19 protein-coding genes and 1 riboswitch are annotated in these 20,275 nt (G+C 63.2%); of the genes, 6 read left to right on the top strand and 13 right to left on the bottom strand.

Annotated elements, in window-relative coordinates:
* Positions 1-107: 107 nt before the first annotated feature.
* Positions 108-254, top strand: a riboswitch (FMN riboswitch).
* A 77-nt stretch (positions 255-331) separates the two neighbouring features.
* The 3 genes from NKJ73_RS10885 to dhaL all read left to right on the top strand — a co-directional run bounded on the left by NKJ73_RS10885 (position 332) and on the right by dhaL (position 2,527).
* A complete protein-coding gene (locus tag NKJ73_RS10885; protein WP_023676012.1) occupies positions 332-805 on the top strand; it encodes a 6,7-dimethyl-8-ribityllumazine synthase in 474 nt (157 codons plus the stop codon).
* Positions 806-871: 66 nt separating this feature from the next.
* Positions 872-1,879: a dihydroxyacetone kinase subunit DhaK gene (locus NKJ73_RS10880; RefSeq protein ID WP_352569347.1), complete on the top strand. Its 1,008-nt coding sequence runs from the start codon at positions 872-874 to the stop codon at positions 1,877-1,879.
* Between the two features lie 9 nt (positions 1,880-1,888).
* Positions 1,889-2,527, top strand: coding sequence for a dihydroxyacetone kinase subunit DhaL (gene dhaL / locus NKJ73_RS10875; RefSeq protein ID WP_352569345.1), 639 nt, complete (start codon positions 1,889-1,891; stop codon positions 2,525-2,527).
* Here the strand turns inward: dhaL and derI are convergent.
* Genes derI through NKJ73_RS10860 form a run of 3 tightly spaced genes read right to left on the bottom strand, consistent with a single transcriptional unit; the run spans position 2,524 to position 4,527 of the window.
* Positions 2,524-2,967 carry a D-erythrulose-4-phosphate isomerase gene (gene derI, locus NKJ73_RS10870; protein ID WP_023676015.1) on the bottom strand — a complete coding sequence of 148 codons (444 nt, stop codon included), beginning with the start codon at positions 2,965-2,967 and terminating at the stop codon, positions 2,524-2,526. The genes dhaL and derI overlap by 4 nt on opposite strands.
* Positions 2,968-2,993: 26 nt before the next feature.
* Complete coding sequence (locus tag NKJ73_RS10865) at positions 2,994-3,752, bottom strand: triose-phosphate isomerase (protein ID WP_352569344.1); 759 nt, start codon at positions 3,750-3,752, stop codon at positions 2,994-2,996.
* A gap of 10 nt (positions 3,753-3,762) precedes the next feature.
* Positions 3,763-4,527, bottom strand: coding sequence for a DeoR/GlpR family DNA-binding transcription regulator (locus tag NKJ73_RS10860; RefSeq protein WP_352569343.1), 765 nt, complete (start codon positions 4,525-4,527; stop codon positions 3,763-3,765).
* Positions 4,528-4,782: 255 nt separating this feature from the next.
* Here NKJ73_RS10860 and fba point away from each other — a divergent pair, with 255 nt between their 5' ends.
* Complete coding sequence (gene fba, locus NKJ73_RS10855) at positions 4,783-5,847, top strand: class II fructose-bisphosphate aldolase (RefSeq protein ID WP_352569342.1); 1,065 nt, start codon at positions 4,783-4,785, stop codon at positions 5,845-5,847.
* Positions 5,848-5,894: 47 nt separating this feature from the next.
* Here fba and NKJ73_RS10850 read toward each other — a convergent pair whose 3' ends face one another.
* The 10 genes from NKJ73_RS10850 to NKJ73_RS10805 all read right to left on the bottom strand — a co-directional run bounded on the left by NKJ73_RS10850 (position 5,895) and on the right by NKJ73_RS10805 (position 17,631).
* Positions 5,895-6,833: a sugar phosphate isomerase/epimerase family protein gene (locus tag NKJ73_RS10850; RefSeq protein WP_352569446.1), complete on the bottom strand. Its 939-nt coding sequence runs from the start codon at positions 6,831-6,833 to the stop codon at positions 5,895-5,897.
* A complete protein-coding gene (locus tag NKJ73_RS10845) occupies positions 6,833-8,350 on the bottom strand; it encodes a glycerol-3-phosphate dehydrogenase (protein ID WP_352569341.1) in 1,518 nt (505 codons plus the stop codon). Before NKJ73_RS10845 ends, NKJ73_RS10850 begins: the two co-directional genes overlap by 1 nt.
* Before the next feature lie 19 nt (positions 8,351-8,369).
* Positions 8,370-9,410 carry a 2-hydroxyacid dehydrogenase gene (locus NKJ73_RS10840; RefSeq protein ID WP_352569340.1) on the bottom strand — a complete coding sequence of 347 codons (1,041 nt, stop codon included), beginning with the start codon at positions 9,408-9,410 and terminating at the stop codon, positions 8,370-8,372.
* A gap of 7 nt (positions 9,411-9,417) precedes the next feature.
* The gene (locus NKJ73_RS10835) at positions 9,418-10,980 is read right to left on the bottom strand and encodes an FGGY-family carbohydrate kinase (protein ID WP_352569338.1); all 1,563 of its coding nucleotides are present in this window, start codon (positions 10,978-10,980) and stop codon (positions 9,418-9,420) included.
* Positions 10,980-12,104 (bottom strand): ABC transporter ATP-binding protein, encoded by a 1,125-nt coding sequence (locus NKJ73_RS10830; RefSeq protein ID WP_352569337.1) that lies wholly within the window; start codon positions 12,102-12,104, stop codon positions 10,980-10,982. Before NKJ73_RS10830 ends, NKJ73_RS10835 begins: the two co-directional genes overlap by 1 nt.
* On the bottom strand, positions 12,101-13,219 hold the full coding sequence (locus NKJ73_RS10825) for an ABC transporter ATP-binding protein (RefSeq protein WP_023676024.1): 1,119 nt from the start codon (positions 13,217-13,219) through the stop codon (positions 12,101-12,103). The genes NKJ73_RS10830 and NKJ73_RS10825 overlap by 4 nt, the downstream gene beginning before the upstream one ends.
* Before the next feature lie 4 nt (positions 13,220-13,223).
* Positions 13,224-14,081, bottom strand: a complete 858-nt coding sequence (locus NKJ73_RS10820; RefSeq protein ID WP_023676025.1) for a carbohydrate ABC transporter permease — start codon at positions 14,079-14,081, stop codon at positions 13,224-13,226.
* A gap of 9 nt (positions 14,082-14,090) precedes the next feature.
* On the bottom strand, positions 14,091-15,014 hold the full coding sequence (locus tag NKJ73_RS10815) for a carbohydrate ABC transporter permease (RefSeq protein WP_352452414.1): 924 nt from the start codon (positions 15,012-15,014) through the stop codon (positions 14,091-14,093).
* 152 nt (positions 15,015-15,166) lie between these two features.
* Positions 15,167-16,612, bottom strand: coding sequence for an ABC transporter substrate-binding protein (locus NKJ73_RS10810; RefSeq protein ID WP_023676027.1), 1,446 nt, complete (start codon positions 16,610-16,612; stop codon positions 15,167-15,169).
* Positions 16,613-16,656: 44 nt separating this feature from the next.
* Complete coding sequence (locus tag NKJ73_RS10805) at positions 16,657-17,631, bottom strand: sugar-binding transcriptional regulator (RefSeq protein WP_352569336.1); 975 nt, start codon at positions 17,629-17,631, stop codon at positions 16,657-16,659.
* Positions 17,632-17,859: 228 nt separating this feature from the next.
* Between NKJ73_RS10805 and NKJ73_RS10800 the strand changes: the two genes are divergently transcribed.
* On the top strand, positions 17,860-18,903 hold the full coding sequence (locus tag NKJ73_RS10800) for a LacI family DNA-binding transcriptional regulator (RefSeq protein ID WP_352569335.1): 1,044 nt from the start codon (positions 17,860-17,862) through the stop codon (positions 18,901-18,903).
* A 36-nt stretch (positions 18,904-18,939) separates the two neighbouring features.
* The gene (locus NKJ73_RS10795) at positions 18,940-20,208 is read left to right on the top strand and encodes an ABC transporter substrate-binding protein (RefSeq protein WP_352569334.1); all 1,269 of its coding nucleotides are present in this window, start codon (positions 18,940-18,942) and stop codon (positions 20,206-20,208) included.
* Positions 20,209-20,275 lie beyond the last annotated feature (67 nt).

Genomic DNA, 20,275 nt, shown 5'->3' with positions numbered 1-20,275 from the left:
CCCTCGCCCTCAACGGTGACCAGGTCGAAACGGATCGCTATTTCTGCGCCATCGACGACGACGCCGGTGGTTGACAGCGCTTTCCGGCCCTTCCATACAAACGCCGTCAATGTTCTCAGGGCGGGGTGAAAGTCCCCACCGGCGGTAAGGGTCTCGGCCCAAGCCCGCGAGCGCTCTCCGGTTAGCCGGAGGGGTCAGCAGATCCGGTGTGATTCCGGAGCCGACGGTCACAGTCCGGATGGAAGAGAACGAAATGGAAGACGGTCCGCTTTCGCGGTTCGGACTCCGTATCGTGCGTCCTGATTCTGGTTCGAAACGGAAGGATGGACCCATGAATCAGCATTCCCACAACGACTATGAAACGATCCGCGTTGCCGTCATTCGCGCGCGTTGGCATGCCGATATCGTCGACCAATGCGTTGAAGCATTCGAGGCGGAACTGGCGGTTCTCGGAGAGAAACGCTTTGCCGTCGATGTCTTCGATGTGCCTGGCGCTTATGAGATTCCCCTGCATGCAAAGACGCTTGCCGTGACCGGCCGCTATGCCGCTATCCTCGGCGCCGCGTTCGTCGTCAATGGCGGCATCTACCGGCACGAGTTTGTTGCAAGCGCGGTCATCGACGGCATGATGAATGTGCAATTGTCGACTGGCGTGCCGGTGCTTTCGGCGGTGCTGACGCCGCACAACTACCATGACAGCGCGGACCATCACCGCTTCTTCTTCGAACATTTCAAGGTCAAGGGCAAAGAGGCGGCCAGTGCCTGCGTGCAACTGCTGGCAGCACGCGAACACATCGCGGCGTGAAACCTCCACCGCCGGGTGGAAATCCCGGTAAGGCGCTGTAGTATCTCACGAAGCAGGAGGATGCCGGTGCAGACCAAGAAGATCATCAATGACGGCAATCGCTCCGTCGACGAGATGCTGGAGGGTATTCTGGCCGCGCATCCGCGCCACCTCAGAAGCGCGGACGGCAGTCCGCGCGCCATTATCGCCCGCGACGGACCGCGCCCAGACAAGGTCGGCCTTGTCATCGGCGGCGGCTCGGGCCATGAGCCGACCTTCCTCGGCTTCGTCGGCAAGGGGCTGGCCGACGCCGCCGCGATCGGCAATGTCTTCGCTTCGCCGCCGCCGGACCCGATCCTCGAATGCGCCAAGGCGGCCAGCGGTGGCGCCGGCGTGCTGTTCATGTACGGCAACTATGCCGGCGACGTGATGAACTTCGACATGGCCGCCGAAATGGCGGCAATGGACGACATCGAGGTGCGCACCGTGCTGACCACCGACGATGTCGCCTCGGCGCCGCGCGACCAGAGGCAGAAGCGGCGCGGCGTCGCCGGCAATTTCTTCATCTTCAAGGCCGCCGGTGCCGCATGCGACCAGATGCTGTCATTCGATGAATGCGAGCGTATCGCCAGGAAGGCCAACGATCACACCTTCACCATGGGCGTGGCGCTGTCGCCCTGCTCGCTGCCGCAGACCCGCCGGCCCAATTTCGAGATCGGACCGGACGAGATGGAGATCGGCATGGGCATCCATGGCGAGCCAGGCATCGCGCGCGGAAAGTTGAAAACGGCCGACGAGATCACCGACGAAATGCTGGACAAGGTCCTCGACGAGATGGCGCCGGCGCGCGGCGATAAGGTCGCCGTTCTGGTCAATTCGCTCGGCTCGACGCCGCTGATGGAACTCTACATCATGAACCGGCGGGTCAAGCAGAGGCTCGACGAGATCGGCGTTTCCGTCCACGCGACCTGGGTCGGCAATTACTGCACCTCTCTCGAAATGGCCGGCGCCTCGGTGACGCTGATGCATCTCGACGGCGAGTTGCAGGCGATGCTCGACCATCCTTGCGACTGCGCCATGTTCCGCGCCGGCTGAGAAAGCATCATGACCTCGATCGATTCAGTCGGCTTGAAAAGAATGTTCGATGAGATCGCGGCGACGATCGACGCCGACAAGGACAGGCTCTGCCAACTCGACGGCGTCATCGGCGACGCCGACCATGGCATCGCCATGGCACTAGGCTTCACTGCTGCGCGCGATGCACTAGCGCAACTCGACCTCGCGGCGACCGAGCCGACGGCGCTGCTCAACACTGCGGCGAAATCCTTCCTCAACGCGGTGGGCGCCTCGTCAGGCCCGCTCTATGCGACCGCCTTCATGCGCGGTGCCGCCGCCGTCAAAGGCAAGGCAATTCTGGAGGACGCTGACATCATCGCCATGCTCCGGGCGATGGCGCAAGGCATCCAGGATCGCGGCAAGGCCGAGCTCGGCGAAAAGACCATGGTCGACGCCTGGCTGCCGGCGGCGCAAGCAGCGGGTGCCGCGCAGGAAGCCGGCAAGAGCCTGTCCGAGAGCCTGGAGGCTGCACTTGCAGCGGCTGAACGAGGTGCCGAGGCGACCAAGGACATGATCGCCGCCAAGGGCCGCTCATCGCGGCTCGGCGAGCGCTCGCTCGGGCATATGGACCCCGGCGCCGCATCGGCCGTGACGATCATCAGAGCGATGTGGAACAGTCTGGCTTAACCCCGCTTCGCCGCGTCGAGCCTGTCGATCGCCTGGACATTGCCGGCCGATGGTCCCTTCTCATCGAATTCCGATGCAAGCCATGCATCGACGATCGACTTGGCCAGTTCCGGGCCGATAACCCGGGCGCCCATGGTGATGATCTGGGCGTTGTTGGATTTTGCCGCGCGCTCGGCCGAATAGGTGTCGTGGGTGAGTGCGGCGCGAATGCCGGGCACCTTGTTGGCGGATATGGATACGCCGATGCCGGTGCCGCAAAACAGGATGCCGCGATCGTTTTCGCCGTCCAGGATGGTCTGCGCGAGCTTCTGTGACAGGTCGGCATAGTAGCCCGACTGGCTGAGGTCGCTAACCGTGAGGCCGGGCTTGGTAGCGAGGTGAGCGGCAATGACGTCGAGCAGCGGCTTGCCGGCGCTATCAGCTCCAATGGCAATTTTCATGTTCCGTTTCCTTCCTGTTTGATGATTCAGATCGCCGCCGAGGCGCGCTTGAGGATGTCGATATAGCCGTCCGCCTGCCAGGCCGAGCGGCCGATGAACAAGCCGTCGATGTTGGGCTGGCCGACCAGTTCGGCGGCATTTTGCGGATTGACGCTGCCGCCATAAAGCACCGGCGGCACCACCGGCAGCAGGTCGCGTGCGATTTTCTTGATTAGCGCCTGCTGCCTGTCGGCATAGTCCGAACTGGCCGGCACGCCCTTGTCGCCGATCGCCCAGACGGGCTCATAGGCAAACAGGATCGTCGCCGCCTTCGCCGCGCCTTCGAGAAACTGCAGCGCGCCGTGCACCTGCAAGGCCAGCACCGCAGCGGCCTGCCCGCTGTCGCGTTGAGCCAAGGTCTCGCCGACGCAGATGAGTGGCACGAGACCGTGCTTCACCGCCGCCGCAGTCTTCAGCCCGACAGCCTTGTCGGTCTCGCCGAAATGCTCGCGCCGTTCGCTGTGGCCGAGCTCGACCATGTCGAGCCCGCAGTCTTTCAGCATGGCCGGCGAGATCTCGCCGGTCCAGGCACCGGCGTCGGCCCAATGCATGTTCTGCGCGCCGACCTTGATGCGCGTCGGCGACAGCGCTTTCTTGACCTCGCGGATCGCCGTGAAGGGCGGGATGACGAAAGGCTGGATGCGCTCGTCGAAACCGGGGACGAACTCCGCCAGCGCCTCGGCGAAAGCCAACGCCTCGGCGAGCGTCTTGTTCATTTTCCAGCTGGTGCCGACCCAATAAACCATACGTGCCCTCCTATTCTGCGATCACTGTCAGCGAAACGCCGGCACCATCCAGCGCGGCGCGCATCTGCGGCTGCGGCTCGCGGCCGGTGAAGACCGTGTCAAAGGCCTTGAGATCTGTCAGGAAGTGCAAGGCAGTGCGGCCGAATTTCCCATGATCGACCAGCAGATATTTGCGCGCTGCTGCGGCCATCATCAGCCGTTTGGTCTGGACCACTTCCTGATCCTGGTGAAAGGCAGAGGCACCATGGATGGCCGATGACGACATGAACGCGACATCGGCGCGCAATGATTTCAGCGTGTCCTCGGCGAGCAGGCCGAAGAAGCCGTGAAACTTCTTGTTGTATTGGCCGCCGAGCGCAATCAGGTTGATGCCGGCAACGCCCGCCAAATCCTGGATGACAGCCAGATTGTTCGAGATCACCGTCAGCGGACGCAGATCGGCAAGCTGCCGAGCAACGCCGCCCGCGGTTGAGCCGTCGTCGATGATCACCGTCTGACCCGGTTCGATCATCGTCACGGCAGCGGCGGCGATGCGCTTCTTCTCGTCGCCGGCCAGCCGCTGGCGGTAGCGGAAATCGCTCTCGAAAAGGCTGCTCGGCTGGATCGAGGCGCCGCCGCGCACCTTGCGCAGGAAGCCGCTTTCCTCGAGCTCGTCGAGGTCGCGGTGGACAGTCATCTTTGACACGCCGAAGCGTGAGGCAAGATCGTCGACACTGGCGGTGCCGATGTCCATCAGAAAATCCATGATGCCTTGCCGACGGCCGTCGCTCTTCATTTCCGCGGCTTCCTCGTGCAATCCGGTTCCGAGATATAACAGCAAACGTTGCACAAGCCACCAATTTTTTGTGATAATGTTATATCTCTATGGGATGTCATGACGCTTCTGGTCGCGTCCTGTAACAAGAATTGCTGCCGGCCGAGCGCCCAGCGGTTGCGGTGCCGCGGAAATCCGGCCAGAAGCATCAGGGGCTCGACGACAACCGAACGGCCCGCAAACACTGGCTCGAAACCGGATACGGGAGACTACTGAGTGGCTCGCATCACACTGAGACAATTGCTCGATCATGCCGCCGAATACGGCTATGGCGTGCCTGCCTTCAACATGAACAATATGGAACAGGGCCTCGCCATCATGGAGGCAGCCGAGGAGACCAAATCGCCGGTTATCCTGCAGGCCAGCCGCGGCGCGCGAGCCTACGCCAACGACGTGGTGCTAGCCAAGCTGATCGACGCGCTGGTCGAAATCCATCCCGATATCCCGGTCTGCATGCATCTCGACCATGGCAACAACGAAGCCACTTGCGTCACCGCGATCCAGCACGGCTTCACTTCGGTGATGATGGACGGATCGCTGAAGGAAGACGGCAAGACGCCGGCCGACTACGCCTATAATTCCGGCATCACCCGCCGCGTCGTCGACATGGCGCATTGGGGCGGCGTCGCGGTGGAAGGCGAGATCGGCGTCCTTGGATCGCTTGAGATGGGCGGCGGCGAGCAGGAAGACGGCCATGGCGTCGAGGGCGTCATCAGCCACGACCAGCTGCTGACCGACCCGGTGCAGGCCGAACAATTCGTGCGCGACACCCGTGTCGATGCGCTGGCCGTCGCCATGGGCACCAGCCACGGCGCCTACAAGTTCAGCCGCAAGCCGGACGGCGCTGTACTGGCCATGAACGTCATCGAGGAAATCCACCGCCGTCTGCCGAGTATGCATCTCGTCATGCACGGCTCGTCCTCGGTGCCAGAGGAGTTGCAGGAGATCATCAACAAATATGGCGGCCAGATGAAGCCGACATGGGGCGTGCCGGTCGAAGAGATCCAGCGCGGCATCAAGCACGGGGTGCGCAAGATCAATATCGATACCGACAACCGCATGGCGCTGACCGGCGCAATCCGCAAGGTGCTGACCGAGAACCCGAGCGAATTCGATCCGCGCAAATATCTGACACCGGCAATGGCCGCGATGCGGAAGCTGTGCAAGGAGCGCTTCGAGCAATTCGGCACCGCCGGCAACGCACCGAAGATCAAGCCGCTGCCGCTGTCGGAAATGGCCAAGCGCTACAAGTCCGGAAGCCTCGATCCGAAATTTGGCTGACGTATTCCGGTTCTGAGCAGGAGCTGCCTCAGCTCCTGCTCATCCGATCATGCTCGCGGCAAGAGATCGGCCCTGCCGGTCTCGATAAATGGTGCCCAGTAGTCGACCGACTCGCGGATCATGGCGATGACCTGGTGGTCGACGGGCTCGCGCTCGCGGAACGACAATTCGAGGCAGATCTCGTTGTCGACGCCGCCGCCGCGACGCACCGTCTGAAGGAGCTTTTCCGGCGTGATACGGCCGTCGTTGTTGTAGGTCGCAGTGAACGGCCAATGGCCGCCCTTGTTCATCGACGACTGCTTGACGTGGATGATCGGCGATTGCCTGGGAAAGGCTTCGGCCCAGGCATAAGGGTCGGTGTCCGCCGGATTGCTCGAGGTCACGTCGCCATGGTCGATGTCGACCATCATCTTGAGCGGGACGGCCATGCCGGCCGCTTCGATCTCGCGCTGCAGTGCCCGGCAGCTTTCGATCGTATGGCCGAATTCGCGGCCGACCGACATCGGCTCCCAGAACAGGTAGGTCAAGCCGGCTGTTTTGGCATGCTCGGCGACCTCGCGCCAGCATTCCAGCGCGATGTCGAAAAGCCGCGCGCGACGCTCAGGATTGTCGTAATCCCGGTGGGTGAAGATCGCGAATTGCGTGCCCATGCCCGCGGCGCCGAGCTCGGCCGAAACTTCTGAAAAGGTCTTGAACCAGTCGACGTAGTAGCGCCGCACGTCGGCATCGGGATGGCCGAAATGATTGAGCCGGCCGTAAGGGCCGGTCATCGCGGAGGTCACGCGCACACCGGTGCGGTTGAGCGCGGTGCGAAACAGGCGGAGGAATTTCGAGATCGTCGCCGCCGGCCAGCCGGGATTGACGAATTCATGCGTGAGCTGCACGTCGCGGATGCCGATGTCGTAGGCGATCGTATCGATCAGGTCGTCCGGCTCGGCAAAGCGGTTGACCAGCGGATTGGTGTTGAGCGAAAGCGTAAAGGCCATCAGCCGGCCTTTGCCAGCCGGCTCGAGCACCAGTCCTCGAAGGCTTCTCTTTCCGCGGCGGACAGATGCAGGCCGTGCTTGGTGCGCCGTTCGAGGACATCGGCGGCGGTCTCGGCCCATTCATGCTCGAACAGGTAATTGGCTTCGCGCTCGAAAAAATCCTTGCCGAAGCGCCGGCCCAGTTCGGCGAGCGAGGTGGCCGCGCCGACCAGATCGCGCGTCCTTGTGCCGTAGAGCCTGCCGTAATGCTTGACCAGCGATGCCGGCATCCAGGGAAATTCATGGCCGAGGTCGCCCAGAAACTGCTCGAAATCGGCATTGGCGATATCGCCGCCCGGCAGGTGCCCTTTCGAGGTCCACGGCTTGCCCATTTTCGGAAAGAACGGGGCGATACGGTCGAGCGCGTGCTCGGCCAATTTGCGGAAGGTGGTGATCTTGCCGCCGAAGACCGAAAGCAGCGGCGCCTGCCCAGCCGGTGCGTCGAGTTCGAATATGTAATCGCGGGTCACCGCGCTCGGATTGTCGGCATTGTCGTCATAGAGCGGCCTGACGCCGGAAAACGAGTAGACGACATCGCTTCGTGCGAGCTGGCGCTTGAAGTAGCGATTGACTGCCTTGATCAGGTAATCGATCTCGCTCGCATCGGCGGTCACGTCTTCCGGCCGCCCGTCATAGGGAATGTCGGTGGTACCGATCAGCGCCAGATCGTTCTGGTAGGGATTGATGAAGATCACGCGCTTGTCGCTGTTTTGGACCAGATAGGCCTGCCGCCCTTCCCAGAATTTCGGCACAACGATGTGGCTGCCCTTGACCAGGCGCACGTTGCGCCTGGAATTCTGGCCGGCGACGCGGTTGATGACGTCGTTGACCCAGGGTCCGGCGGCGTTGATCAGCGCCCGTGCCCGGACTGTGGTCCTGACGCCGGTTCGACCGTCGCGCATCTCCACCGACCACAGGCCGTTTTCGCGACGGGCGGCTATGCAGGCGGTGCGGGTGAATATCCTGGCTCCGCGCTCAGCGGCGTCGAGCGCGTCGATGACGACCAGGCGAGCGTCGTCGACCCAACAGTCGGAATATTCGAAGCCGCGCTTGAAGGCGTCCTTGATCGGCGCGCCTTCGGGCGCGGTGCGCAGGTCGAGCGTACGCGTGGCCGGCAGCCGCTTGCGGCCGCCAAGATGGTCGTAGAGGAACAGGCCGAGCCGGACCAGCCAGGCCGGCCGGTCATCGGGGCTGTGTGGCAGCACGAAGCGCATCGGCCAGATGATGTGCGGCGCCGATTCCAGCAGCACCTCGCGCTCGATCAGCGCCTCGCGCACCAGGCGGAACTCGTAATATTCGAGGTACCGCAAACCGCCATGGACGAGCTTTCCCGATCGCGAACTGGTGCCCTCGGCGAGGTCGTCTTTTTCGCAGAGGATGACCGACAGCCCCCGGCCTGCTGCATCGCGCGCAATGCCGGCGCCATTGACACCGCCGCCGATGACGAAGAGATCGACGATTTCGCTGTCACTGCTCATCTCACCTTAGGCCCCACCGTCAGCATGGGTTGACCGGCGGCAGACCGGCGATGAAGCGGCGCACTTCCTCGGCCGCCTGCTCGGCCGCGTAGGTCACGGTGCGTACCGACGCGCCGGCGATATGCGGCGTCAGCGTCACGTTCGGCAGTTGCAACAGCGGCCAGTCGGCAGGCACCGGCTCGACGGCGAACGTCTCCAGCATAGCGCTGCCGATCTGCCCCGAGACGAGCGCCTCGTAGAGCGCATCGTAGTCGACCAGCGGTCCGCGCGCGGTATTGACGAAGATTACGCCGGGTTTCATCCGGGCGATGGCGTTCTTGCCGATCAGGCCGCGCGTCTCCTCGGTGACCCGGGAATGCAGCGTGACCACATCGGAGCGCGACAGCAGATCGTCCAGCGCAACCAGTTCGACGCCGGCATTGCGGTCCTCGGCGCTCAATTGCACATAGGGATCGCAAACCAGGATGCGGCAGCCGAAGGCGCGCAGCAGGCGAACCAGCCTGGTGCCGATATTGCCGTAGCCGATGACGCCGACGGTCATTTCGTTGAGCTCGCGGCCGGTGCGATCGGCGCGGTAGAGATCGCCGCGCCATTCGCCCTTGCGCAAGGCTTCGTGACCGACGCGGATCAGCCGCGTTTCAGCGAGAATGGCGCCGATGGTGAACTCGGCCACGGCGCTGGCGTTGCGGCCGGGCACATTGACCACGGTGATGCCGTGGGCCTTGGCGGCGGCCATGTCGATGTTGATCGGTCCGCCGCGCGAGACCGCAACCAGCTTGAGCGTGGGCAGGCGCTGCATCATGCTTTCGGAGAGCGGCGCAAGCTGGGTGACGAAGATTTCGGCGTCGCCGATGAAATCCACCACCTCGTCGGGATCGCCGAAATACTCCTTGACCTTGTCCAGACCAAGCGCGGCATTGCCGAATTGCATCGGCTCGTCGGGCCAAGCGGTCTCAATGCTGCGGATGTCGAGGTTGTCGCCGCAGGCCGCCTCGATTTTCTCGCGAAACACTTCCGGAAGCATGAAGCGGTCGCCGATGATCGCAATTTTCTTGGGCATGCTCTTCTCAATTCACGTCGGTTTGCCTGGACGCGGCCATCGAACGCCAGACCGGCCGCAGCGCCTCATGCGCCAATGTGTAGGACGGAGCCATCGCCTCATAGGCACCGGCAAGTTTCCGGTCGCTGGGCTCGGCCGCACGGAGCAAAGGCGTGACCCATTCACTGACGCAATCGTCCATCGATGCGTACTGGCCGACGCAGACCGCAGCAATCATTGCGGCGCCCGCAGCACCGGCCTCCTCGCGCTCGCTGGTGCGAATGTCGGCGCCGACCGCAGCACCCAGGATCTTGCGCAGAGCCGGGCTCCTGGCCGCTCCGCCGGTCAGGCGGATTTCCTTGGGCAGTGGCCCCATGGCGGCGTAGCAATCGCGTGCCGCGAAAGCCAGCCCCTCGAACACCGCGCGGACCATGTCGGCATAGCCGTGCCTGGACGAAATGCCGATGAAGCCGGCCCTGGCATTGGCATCGACGAACGGGCCGCGCTCGCCGGCCTCCGAGACATAGGGCTGGTAGAGCAGCGAGCCTGGCTCGGACGACGATATCCACTGGTCGACCAGCGCGATCATCTCGCCATTGGTCCGCGTAATACCTTGCGAGGCGAGAATGCCGGAGGCGAGGCCAAGGACCCAGTCGATATTGAGCGTTGCCGCCATGTTCGACTGCATCTGCGCAAAGACGCCGGGTGCCGGCATCGTCATCGTGTAGCCGGTTGCAGCCTCGTTGAGCAGAACCTCGTCCGGCGTTTCGGCAAGCCGCATATGCATTCCGGTGGAGCCGATGATCGAGCATCCCGGCTTGCGTTCGCGATCGAACAGGCCGGCGCCGAGCGCCGTGCAGGCGACATCGACATAGGCCAGAACGACCGGTGTGCCGGCGAGCAGGCCAGTCGCATCGGCTGCTGCCACCGACAGCGAGGTGCTTTGCCTGGTGCCATCGACGATGGGCGGCAACAGATGCCGGAGATCGGTGACGCCGAGTACCTCGAGCACATCATCGCAATAGCCGCGCGTGCGGAAGTCGCCGAAGGTGAAGGTGCCCTCGGACGGGTCGGTGGCGCGATGGCCGGTCAACTTGAAATAGAGCCAGTCCTTGCAGTGGAACGCCGTCGCTGCATTGACAAGCATCGCGGGCATGTGGCGCTTCATGAACACGAACTGCGATCCCTGCTGGCAGGCAGCGAGCCCGCTGCCGGTCTTTTCGAAGCGCAGCCGGTCCTCCGGCCGCGCGCGGATCTCCTCGACGACCGCGGCAGCGCGCGCGTCGAGCCACAGCCAGCCCTTGGCAACCGGCTCGCCATCCTTGTCGATCAGCCAGGTACCGTCGCCCTGCCCGGTCACGGCGATGGCAATGGTCCGGCTGGCGAGATCCGGCACCTTGTCGGCAAGCTCGCGCAAGGTCGTCGCGGTATCGGCCCAGGTGCGTGTCAGGTCCTGCTCGGCGCCACCGCCCGGCAGTGTCTCGTATTTATTGGGCAGCGCGGCGGACGCGATCTGCCTGCCCGCCGTGTCAAAGGCGACGGATTTTATGACAGACGTGCCGGCGTCGATGCCGATCAGCACATCCTGCATCAAGCAAGCTCCGTGCCGTGCGAAATGGCATTGCCGCTCGCCTGATCGAAGACGTGAAGGTTTTTCGGATCGATGCTGATCTTGATCGGCGCGCCAAGCTCCAAGCGGGTTCGGTCATGTTCGACCAGGACCAGCGAACCGCCGGCGAAATCGGCGGCGATATGGGTCTGGTCGCCGAGCCATTGATTGGCCGAAACCGTCGCCGGCACACCATCCTTCGAGCGGCGGACCGCATAGGGCCTGACGCCGATGACGACGCGCTGCCGGTTGAGCAATTCGTCGCGAACCGGGCCGCTGAACGCATCCTTGTCGTAGTCGAGCGAAAGCCCGTCGGGCAGCTTGAGACTGATCTTGCCGGCAGCCGTGCCGACATAGGCCTCGAAGACATTCATCGGCGGCTCGCCGACGAAGGTGCCGGTGAACAGGTTTGCCGGCCGCTCCTTGAGCCTGTCAGGCGTATCGAACTGCTGCAGCACGCCGCCCTCCATAACGGCGATGCGGTCGGCCAGCGCATTGGCCTCGGTCTGGTCGTGGGTGACCAGAATCGCGGTCAGGCCGCGCTCCTTGATGAAGTGCTTGATGCGGCCGCGCAGCACGGCGCGAAGCTGCGGCTCGAGCTGGCCCATCGGCTCGTCCAGCAGATGCAGGTCGGCCTCGCGGATCAGCGCCCGGCCGAGGCTGGCGCGCTGCTGCTGGCCGCCGGAGATCGAGCTCGGATAGCGCTCGAGAATGTCCTCGATCTCGAGCAGCTTGGCGATGTTGGCAACCTTTGCATCGACCGCACTCTTCGCCAGCCTGGCGGCCTTGAGGGCGAAGGCCATGTTCTCGCGCACGGTCAGCGGCGGGTAGAGCGAATAGCCCTCGAAGGCCATTGCGACGTTGCGCCTGACCGGCGGCAGCATGTGCACCTTGCGGCCGGCAACCGAGATGCTGCCGCGCGAGACCTCTTCGAAGCCTGCGATCATGCGCAATGTCGAGGTCTTGCCGCAGCCGGACGAGCCGAGCAGCGCCACGATCTCGCCCTTGGCGATTTCCATCGTCAGGTTCTTGACGGCGTGTACGCCACGGTCGATCGGACCGTAGAACTTGTCGACGCCCGAAATGGTGATTGCGGTCGGGCTCATGCCGCTTCTCCGCTGCGCAAATTGACGACGTTTTTCGAGCCGATGCGCTCGCCGCTTGTGCGATCGAACAGCAGGGCGCTTTTGCTGTCGACGGCGATGTAGACCTTGCCCTCGGATTGGCCCGGTGTCCCGGAAGGACGCGAAACCAGGATTTCACGGCCGCGCACGGTGCGCACCAGCGTGACGATCTTCTCGTTGAGCGGCGTCTCGGCCTCGACCGTCACCGGGATGGCGCCGGGCGTGCGTTCATCGACAAACGCCAGCGCCTCCGGCCGCAGCCCGATCACGCAGTCGCGGCCGACCGCCGCCTCATGCGCGCCGGCGAGATGGACCTGGACGTTGGACAGGCCGACATAGATGCCCTTGGCGTCCCGCGCCGGCTTGACGTCCAGAAGGTTGATGGTCGGGTCGCCGAACAGCCGGGCAATCTCGACATTGGCCGGCTCGCGATAGATCTGCTCGGGCGTGCCGAGCTGTTTGACGACGCCCTGCGACATCACCGCGATGCGGTCGCCGAGCGCCATCGCTTCCTTGTAGTCCTGGGTGACGTAGATGACGGTCGCGCCACGATCCGCCAGCAGTCTTGGCAATTCCAGCCGCATTTCGAAGCGCAATTTGGCATCGACGTTGCGCAAGGGATCATCGAGCAGCAGCAGCGGCGGCGAGCCGACCAGGGCGCGGGCAAGTGCGGTGCGTTGCTTCTGGCCGTTGGACAGCGCCCGTGGCTTGTGGCTGAGCACATGGCCGATTTTCAACAGCTTGGCGACGCTCTCGACGCCGGTCTTTATCGTGCCTTGCGATGAGTGCTTCGCCTGCAGCGGCGTCGCAATGTTATCGAACGCCGTCATATGCGGGAACAGCGCGAAGTTCTGAAATGCCATGCCGACGCCGCGGAACTCGGCGTCGAGATCGGTCATGTCCTCGCCGCCGATGAGTATCTTTCCCTCGTCGGGGTCGATGACGCCGGCCACCAGCCGCAGCAGCACGGTCTTGCCGGCGCCGGACGGCCCGAACAGGACCAGCGTTTCGCCGTCGGCGACGGTTAGCGACAGATTGTCGAGAACAGTCTGGCTTTTATAGCGCTTGACGATGTTTCGCAGTTCGAGGCTTGCCATCGGACTATCCTTTCACCGCGCCAAGCGACAGGCCTTCGACGAGATAGCGTTGCGCATAGAGCGCGAGCGCCAGCGTTGGCGTGATCGACAGCACGATCGCCGCCGAGATCTGGCCATACTGGATGCCCGAGGAGGTGATGAAGGCAAGCGCGCCGACCGTCACCGGCTGCTTGTCGGCCGAGGCGAGCACCAGCGCAAAGACGAAGTTGTTCCAGGCAAAGATGAAGGCGAGCAGACCGGCAGCGGCAATGCCTGGGCCGGCGAGCGGCAGCGCGATCTTGCGGAAGGTGGCAAACCAGGAATGTCCGGCGATGCGGTAGGCGTATTCGATGTCGGCGGGAATGTCCTCGAAATAGCCGCGCACGATCCACAGGATCAACGGCAGGCAGATCAGCTGATAGACCCAGATCAGCCCGATATAGGTGTTGGCCAGCCCGAGCTTCTGGAAATAGAGGGTGAGCGGCAGGAGCACCAGCAGCGCCGGCGCAAACCGGAACGACAGCAGCGTAAAGGCAATGTCCTCCGAGCCGCGGAATTTGTGCCGCGCAAAGGCGTAGGCCGCCGGAACGCCGAGCAGCAACGCGACGGCAACCGAGGTGACCGACAGGAAGACGGAATTCCAGAGGTTGCGCATGAAGGCGATGTCGAGCGTGCCGGCCGCCGTCATCAGCTTGCCGGTGATCAAGGCAGTGTAGTTGGCGAGCGTCGGCTCGAAGACAAGCTGCGGCGGAATCCGCAGGATTGTCTCGTTGGTCTGGAACGACATCATCAGGATCCAGACGATCGGGAACATGAAGAAGATCACGACCAGCGCCAGGGCAATGCCGCGCAGGATGCGTTCGAGAAGCGAGGTGTGTTCCACGCCAGCCTCCTATGCCTGGCCGCGGGCGCGTTCGCGCAGCCGCAGCCAGTTCTTGATGAAAATGTTCGAGAGGAAATAGGTGATCGCCCACAGGATGATCATCAGTGCCGCCGAGCGGCCGACATTGGTCGACTGGAAGAAATTGAGATAGGCCTCGACCTGGAACACGGTCAGCGTGTCGCCCGGACCGCCCTGCGTCATGGCGTAGATGATGTCGAACTGCTGGATGGAATCAAGCAGGCGGAACAGGGTCGCCGTCAGGATGTAGGGGGTCAGCATCGGCAGTGTGATGCGGAAGAAGACGAAGCTGCGTGGCACGCCGTCGAGTGCTGCCGCCTCGAAGGGCTGCGTCGGCAGGCTGCGCAGGCCTGCAAGCAGCAGGATCATGATGAAGGGCGTGTAGACCCAAATGTCGACGAGCACGACGGTGAGCAGCGCCGTCGACGGAGACGAGGCCCAGCGGAAATCCTGCAACCCGATCAGGCTGGCGAGATAGCTGAGCACGCCGAAACCGGGATTGGTCATCAGCTTCCACATCAGCGCGGCGAGCGCCGGCGCCGTCATCAGCGGCATCAGCAGCATGATCGAGATGAAGTTGTTCAGCGTCGAGCGCTTTTGCAGCAGCATGGCGATGCCGAGACCGAGAAGCAGTTCAAGCACAACGGTGATGCCGGCGTAGAGCAGCGAGATCTCCAGCGTGTTCCAGAACTTCGGGTCGGTGAAGAAGGAGATATAGTTGTCGCCCCAGTTGAACTGCCGCGCCCAGGGTTGGCTCAACCGGTAGCGCTGGAACGAATAGACCACCGACGTCAGGAACGGGATCAGGATGCCGATGCAGACCAGCAGAGCCGGCAGGCTGAGGAGATAGGGCAGCACCCGCTTGCTGATCCTGAAGCCCGACGGCCTGTTTCTTTGTATTGTCGCCGCAGTCATCGGCTGCTCCGTCATCCTGTTGCTTCGCCGTCCCGGCCGCCCAAGGGAGCAAGGCGGCCGGTCGGGCGAGCAGGCGGCACCTTTCGGGACCGCGTCGCAAACGTATCACATCTCAAAGGCTGGCCCGCGGACGGATCAGCCTTGGCCGCGGCTTAGCCGAGCCCGGCTTCCTTGAGCTGGCTGTTGATGCTCTCGGCCAGCTTGTCGAGGCCCTCGTCGACCGGCACTTCCTTGGCCACCATCTTCTGCAGCGTCGCCGCCCATTCGGTGGTGAGATCGAAGAACAGCGGCTGCGGGGTGAACTTGATGCTGGCGCCTGGCGCCGAGACGTCGAACATCTCGACATAACCCGGATAGCTCTTGTTCAGCTTCTCGCGGAACATCTCGTCGTTCCAGACCGACTGACGAACCGGATTGACGAAGTCCATCTTGGTCGCACCGAACAATGCATGCTCGGGTCCGGATGCCCATTGCATGAAGTACCAGGTGGCGTCCTTGTCCTTGGAGAAGTTGGACATCGACAGCGACCAGATCCAGATATTGGGCGTCGGTGCCTTGGCGGCGGGATTGGCCTTGAACGCCGAGAAGGCGAGCTTGCCGGCCATCTTGTTATCGCCGCCATTCATGAAGTAGCCAAGGATGTCGGCGTCGTAAATCATCGCCGAAGCACCTGCACCGAGATCGGTGCCGACCTGGTACCAGGTGTAGGTCGACCAGTCCTTCGGGCCGCTCTCCTGGATCATCTGGACCCACTGCTTGTGGAAAGCCTTGGATTCGGCGGTGTTCATCGCGGCCGACAGCTTGCCGTCAGCCGAGACGTTCAGGTCCTTCTGGTCGAAATTGGCGTAGGCCGACAGGAAGCCCGGGTGGATCGTTGCCCAGGAGCGCGAGCCGCGCACGCCGATGCCGTAGACGCCACCGCCGACGTCCTTGGTGAGCTTCGCCGCCGTAGCGACCATCTCATCCATATTGCCGGGAACGCTGACGCCGACCTTGTCGAACATGCCCTTGTTGTAGGTGATGTTGTTCTGCTCGAAGCCCCACGGAATGCACCATTGCTTGGCGTCCGCCGAACCGAGCGCGCCGCCCGGCTGGCCGTTCCAGGCGCAGGAGTTCTTGACGCCTGGCAGGAAGTCGTCCCAGGCATATTTCGGGTTGGTCTTGGCCGGATCCTTGATCCATTCGTTGAGGTCGGTGATCCAGCCGGCCGGACCGTAGGTCCAGGTCATGTAGGCGCCGGTCATGAAGGCATCGTATTCGGGCGAGCTGGCCGACAGCGCGGCGGTAACCTTGTCGAAATAGACGTCTTCCGGGAATACGTCATAGACGACTTCCATGCCGGTCAGCTTCTTGAAATTGTCGAGGTTGGCGATCATCGCATCGGCGTAAGGATGCTTGTTGAGCAACAGCTTGATGGTTTTGCCCTTATGCGCCTGCCAGTCGAAATCAGCCGCCAGGGCGCGGGTCTGCCCGAAATTGAGCAGTGTGCCGGCGGTGCTGGCGGCAAGGCCCATTGCACCGAGGCCCTTGATCAGCCCACGGCGGTCGACTTGTCCACGCAGGAATGCGTCGATGAGGTCTTTCTCTTTCTCATGCATTTCTCTTCTCCTCCACAGGGTAGTTTCAACGAAATGGTTGCCGGCTACCCGACCGGCGTCTGTTCCACGAGCGATCGCGCCGTCCGCTCGTCGGTTATCAGGCCTTTGAGATAACGGCCCTCCAGCACTGACTTGATGGCGCGAACCTTCACCTTGCCGCCGGCGACGGCGACAATCCTGCGGTTGCTGATGTCTTCGCGCGCCAGTGCCAGCGCCCGGTCGGAAAGCGTCGTCGCAACGGCCTTTCCGGCATCGTCGAAGAAATGGCCGAGCAGTTCGCCGACACCGCCGTTGCGGCGGATCTCCTCCATCTCGCCCTTCTCGATCATACCGGTGGCGACAAGCGAGGCCTCACGTTCGGCGGTGCCGATGCCGGCGATGAGCAAGTCGGCGGACTTGGCGAGGTCGAAGACATCGCTGACGCCTTTCTGCCCGAGCAACACTGTTCGATCCTCGACCGTGTTGGCGAACATCGGTACGGGCATCACATAGGCCTCCGCACCAGTCCGCTCGGCGACGCGGTGGATGACGTCATGCGGATTGGCCGAGAACTTGCGCGTCAGGCCGCCAAGCAGCGAGACGAAACGGATCCTGCCGGCCGATATGCGCGGCAGATATTCCACGCAGGCGGCAAGCGTGCGGCCGTGGCCGACGCCGATCAGCGCCTCTTCGCCGCGTTCGATCTCGCGCTTGAGAAACTGCGCGCCAGCAATGCCGAGCGCCTTGAGCGGCAGGTCTTCGGCATCGAAGTCCGGAACCACCTCGCAGTAGTCGAGGCCGTACCGGCCGGACAACTCATCCTCAAGCTGCACGCATTCGGAGACTTCGCCGTCGATGTAGACTTTGACCAGGCCTTCCTGATTGGCCTTGGTGATCAGGCGATGCGCCTTGAGACTGGTCAGGCCAAGCCGTTTGGCGACTTCCGACTGGGTCAGGCCGCCGGCATAGTGAAGCCAGGCGGCACGGGCTGCCATGCCGGTCTCATCGTCGCGCAGCAGGCCGTTGCCAAAACCAACCATTTCCGCCCTTTGATATTTTTATCAGTTGCTGCAAAATTTTTCACAAGGCGTCGCCCGAGTCAAGCAACCGCTGCGTTTAAATCTCCGGCCAGGAGCTTGCCGGCCGGGGCCGAATAGGGGCCGCGCTAACCAACGGGCAAGAAACAACACCGACCGCGCACCATTTAAAACGTTTGCAATTTCGCTTGAAGTGATTACAAACGTTTCAAACTTCGTTCGGGAGGAACGATGCCGGCCCGCGTTACCACCCTCAAGGAACTTGCTGCGCAGCTCGGCCTGTCGATTACCACCGTTTCGCGCGCCCTTGCCGGTCACGAGCAAATTGCCTTGAAAACGCGCCAACGTGTCGCCGAGGCTGCGCATCAGGCCGGCTATGTGCCGAACACCGCAGCCCGCACGCTGGTCTCCGGCCGCAGCGGCTTTGTCGGCATGGTGCTTCCGATCCGCGGCCCCAATCTGGTCGATTCCTTCCTCGGCGAATTCGTCACCGGGCTCGGCGAAGGGTTGGTTTCGCACGGCTCCGACCTGATCCTGGCCGCAGCGGCGCAAGGCCAGTCGGAACTTTCCGTGCTTCGCCATGTCGTCGAATCCGGACGCGCCGATGGGGTCGTCGTCACCCGCATCGCCGAGGTCGACGAGCGGCTTGCCTATCTGCGTCACCGCAATTTCCCGTTCGTCGCGCATGGCCGGCTGCTCGACGGCGACTTTGCCTACCATTGGCTCGATACCGATGGCGCGCACGCATTCGGCGAGGCCTTCGACATGCTCTACGATCTCGGACACCGCCATTTCGGCCTGGTGACGATTTCCGAGCCGATGACATTTCGCCATCTCAGACAGGACGGGCTCGCCGCCGCGATCGCCCGCCGGGGCGATCCGTCCGTCAGGCTCGATGTGGCGACGGCGCCGCGTTTCGATCGCGGTGCCCGCATCCAGGCAATCAACCGGCTTCTGCACGCCACCGAGCGGCCGACGGCGATTGTCGCGCTGTTCGACGAGCTGGCGCTGACTGTGATGGAAGAGGCGGGGCGCGCCGGACTTGCCATTCCTCGCGACCTTTCGGTGATCGGCTTCGACAACATAGCCGCCTCCGCCTATGCGCCGCCGGGGCTGACCACTTTCGACGCCTCGATCCGCCGGTGCGCGCGCGAGATCGGCGAGATGCTGCTGACCGTAATCGGCGACAGGCCGGACGCGCCACTGACGCGGCTGGTCCGGCCGACACTTGTCTCGCGGGCAAGCCATGGCCCGGCACCCACAGGACGGAACTGACGCCTTAGCGGCGCACAACCAGGGAGGAAGACGACGATGAATGCGTTGAGGACATTGGCAGGTGCGGTGCTGGCGTTGTCGCTTGCTGCCGGCGCAGCACAAGCCCAGCAGGTGTTGTTCTGGTCGACACAGGCGCGACCAGTGGAAGAGACACAGAAGATGCGCAGCGAAGTGCTGAAGGGGTTTGACGGCCAGGTCGACTATCAGGTCGCCGAGGACGGGCCCTGGCTCACCCGCCTTCAGGCCGAACTGCAGGCCGGCTCCGGCACCATAGGCGTGCTCGGCGGCCTGCACGGAGACTTCTCCACCGTCGGCGCGAACCTTGTCGATCTCTCTGGCGTCGATCTCGGTGGCGTCAAGGTCAACGAGACCTACAAGAAGCTCGGCATGCTCGGCACCGGCGAGCAGAAGTACCTGCCATGGATGCAGGCCACCTTTCTGATGGCGGCCAACAAACAGGCGCTGCAATATCTGCCGGCCGGCACCGATCTCAACACCATCACTTATGACCAACTGATCGAGTGGGCGAAAAACATCGCTGAAAAGACCGGTTCGCCCAAATTCGGTTTTCCGGCCGGCCCGAAAGGGCTGAAGCACCGTTTCTTCGAGGGTTTTCTCCTTCCATCGTATACCGGCTCGATGGTGACGAAGTTCCGCTCGGCGGAGGCCGAGACGGCGTGGAATAAGTTCAAGGAATTGTGGCAATACACCAACCCGAATTCGACCAACTATGCCTTCATGCAGGAGCCGCTGCTGACCGGCGAAGTCTGGGTGGCATTCGATCACGTGGCGCGCCTCGCCGACGCCTTCAACCAGAAACCCGACGAGTTTGTCGCCTTCCCGGCGCCGGCTGGCCCGGCAGGCCGCGGCTACATGTCGGTGGTGGCCGGTGTCGCTATCCCGAAGACCTCGCCTGACATGGACAAGGCCAAGGCGCTGGTCGCCTATATGCTGAAACCGGAAACCCAGATCGCGACGGTGAAGGCGACAAACTTCTTCCCCATCGTCGACGTCAAGCTGCCCGACGACATGCCGGCCTCGGTGAAGGCCTTCAGCCCAGTGATCGCCACCATGACCGGAGCTCCCGATGCGTTGCCGGCGCTGCTGCCGATGGGACTTGGCGGCCTCGGCGGCAAGTTCAACCAGGTCTACACCGACAGCTTCGAGCGCATCGTGCTCGGCGGCGAGGATGTGCACGGCGTGCTCGACGAACAGGCGACGGCGCTGAAGGCGATCATCGACCAGGCGAAGGCGCCATGCTGGGCGCCCGACAAGCCCTCGCAAGGCGCCTGCCCGGTCGATTAAGAATCCTCCCGGGCGTCCGGATTTCCAGCGCGCCGGGCGCCCACCCCTTTTGAAGCTTCGAATAGAG

It is taken from the genome of Mesorhizobium sp. M0074, from assembly GCF_040322975.1.
Lineage (GTDB): Bacteria > Pseudomonadota > Alphaproteobacteria > Rhizobiales > Rhizobiaceae > Mesorhizobium.
Note: the sequence above shows the minus strand (reverse complement) of the source record. Positions and strands in the feature narration are given on the sequence as shown.

What these genes read in the sequence shown, in the direction of transcription:
- NKJ73_RS10885 (WP_023676012.1), top strand. Translation starts at nt 332, where the DNA reads ATGAATCAGCATTCCCACAACGACTATGAAACGATCCGCGTTGCCGTC.
- dhaL (WP_352569345.1), top strand. Translation starts at nt 1,889, where the DNA reads ATGACCTCGATCGATTCAGTCGGCTTGAAAAGAATGTTCGATGAGATC.
- derI (WP_023676015.1), bottom strand. Translation starts at nt 2,967, where the DNA reads ATGAAAATTGCCATTGGAGCTGATAGCGCCGGCAAGCCGCTGCTCGAC.
- NKJ73_RS10865 (WP_352569344.1), bottom strand. Translation starts at nt 3,752, where the DNA reads ATGGTTTATTGGGTCGGCACCAGCTGGAAAATGAACAAGACGCTCGCC.
- NKJ73_RS10860 (WP_352569343.1), bottom strand. Translation starts at nt 4,527, where the DNA reads ATGAAGAGCGACGGCCGTCGGCAAGGCATCATGGATTTTCTGATGGAC.
- NKJ73_RS10850 (WP_352569446.1), bottom strand. Translation starts at nt 6,833, where the DNA reads ATGGCCTTTACGCTTTCGCTCAACACCAATCCGCTGGTCAACCGCTTT.
- NKJ73_RS10845 (WP_352569341.1), bottom strand. Translation starts at nt 8,350, where the DNA reads ATGAGCAGTGACAGCGAAATCGTCGATCTCTTCGTCATCGGCGGCGGT.
- NKJ73_RS10840 (WP_352569340.1), bottom strand. Translation starts at nt 9,410, where the DNA reads ATGCCCAAGAAAATTGCGATCATCGGCGACCGCTTCATGCTTCCGGAA.
- NKJ73_RS10835 (WP_352569338.1), bottom strand. Translation starts at nt 10,980, where the DNA reads ATGCAGGATGTGCTGATCGGCATCGACGCCGGCACGTCTGTCATAAAA.
- NKJ73_RS10830 (WP_352569337.1), bottom strand. Translation starts at nt 12,104, where the DNA reads ATGAGCCCGACCGCAATCACCATTTCGGGCGTCGACAAGTTCTACGGT.
- NKJ73_RS10825 (WP_023676024.1), bottom strand. Translation starts at nt 13,219, where the DNA reads ATGGCAAGCCTCGAACTGCGAAACATCGTCAAGCGCTATAAAAGCCAG.
- NKJ73_RS10815 (WP_352452414.1), bottom strand. Translation starts at nt 15,014, where the DNA reads ATGACTGCGGCGACAATACAAAGAAACAGGCCGTCGGGCTTCAGGATC.
- NKJ73_RS10810 (WP_023676027.1), bottom strand. Translation starts at nt 16,612, where the DNA reads ATGCATGAGAAAGAGAAAGACCTCATCGACGCATTCCTGCGTGGACAA.
- NKJ73_RS10805 (WP_352569336.1), bottom strand. Translation starts at nt 17,631, where the DNA reads ATGGTTGGTTTTGGCAACGGCCTGCTGCGCGACGATGAGACCGGCATG.
- NKJ73_RS10800 (WP_352569335.1), top strand. Translation starts at nt 17,860, where the DNA reads ATGCCGGCCCGCGTTACCACCCTCAAGGAACTTGCTGCGCAGCTCGGC.
- NKJ73_RS10795 (WP_352569334.1), top strand. Translation starts at nt 18,940, where the DNA reads ATGAATGCGTTGAGGACATTGGCAGGTGCGGTGCTGGCGTTGTCGCTT.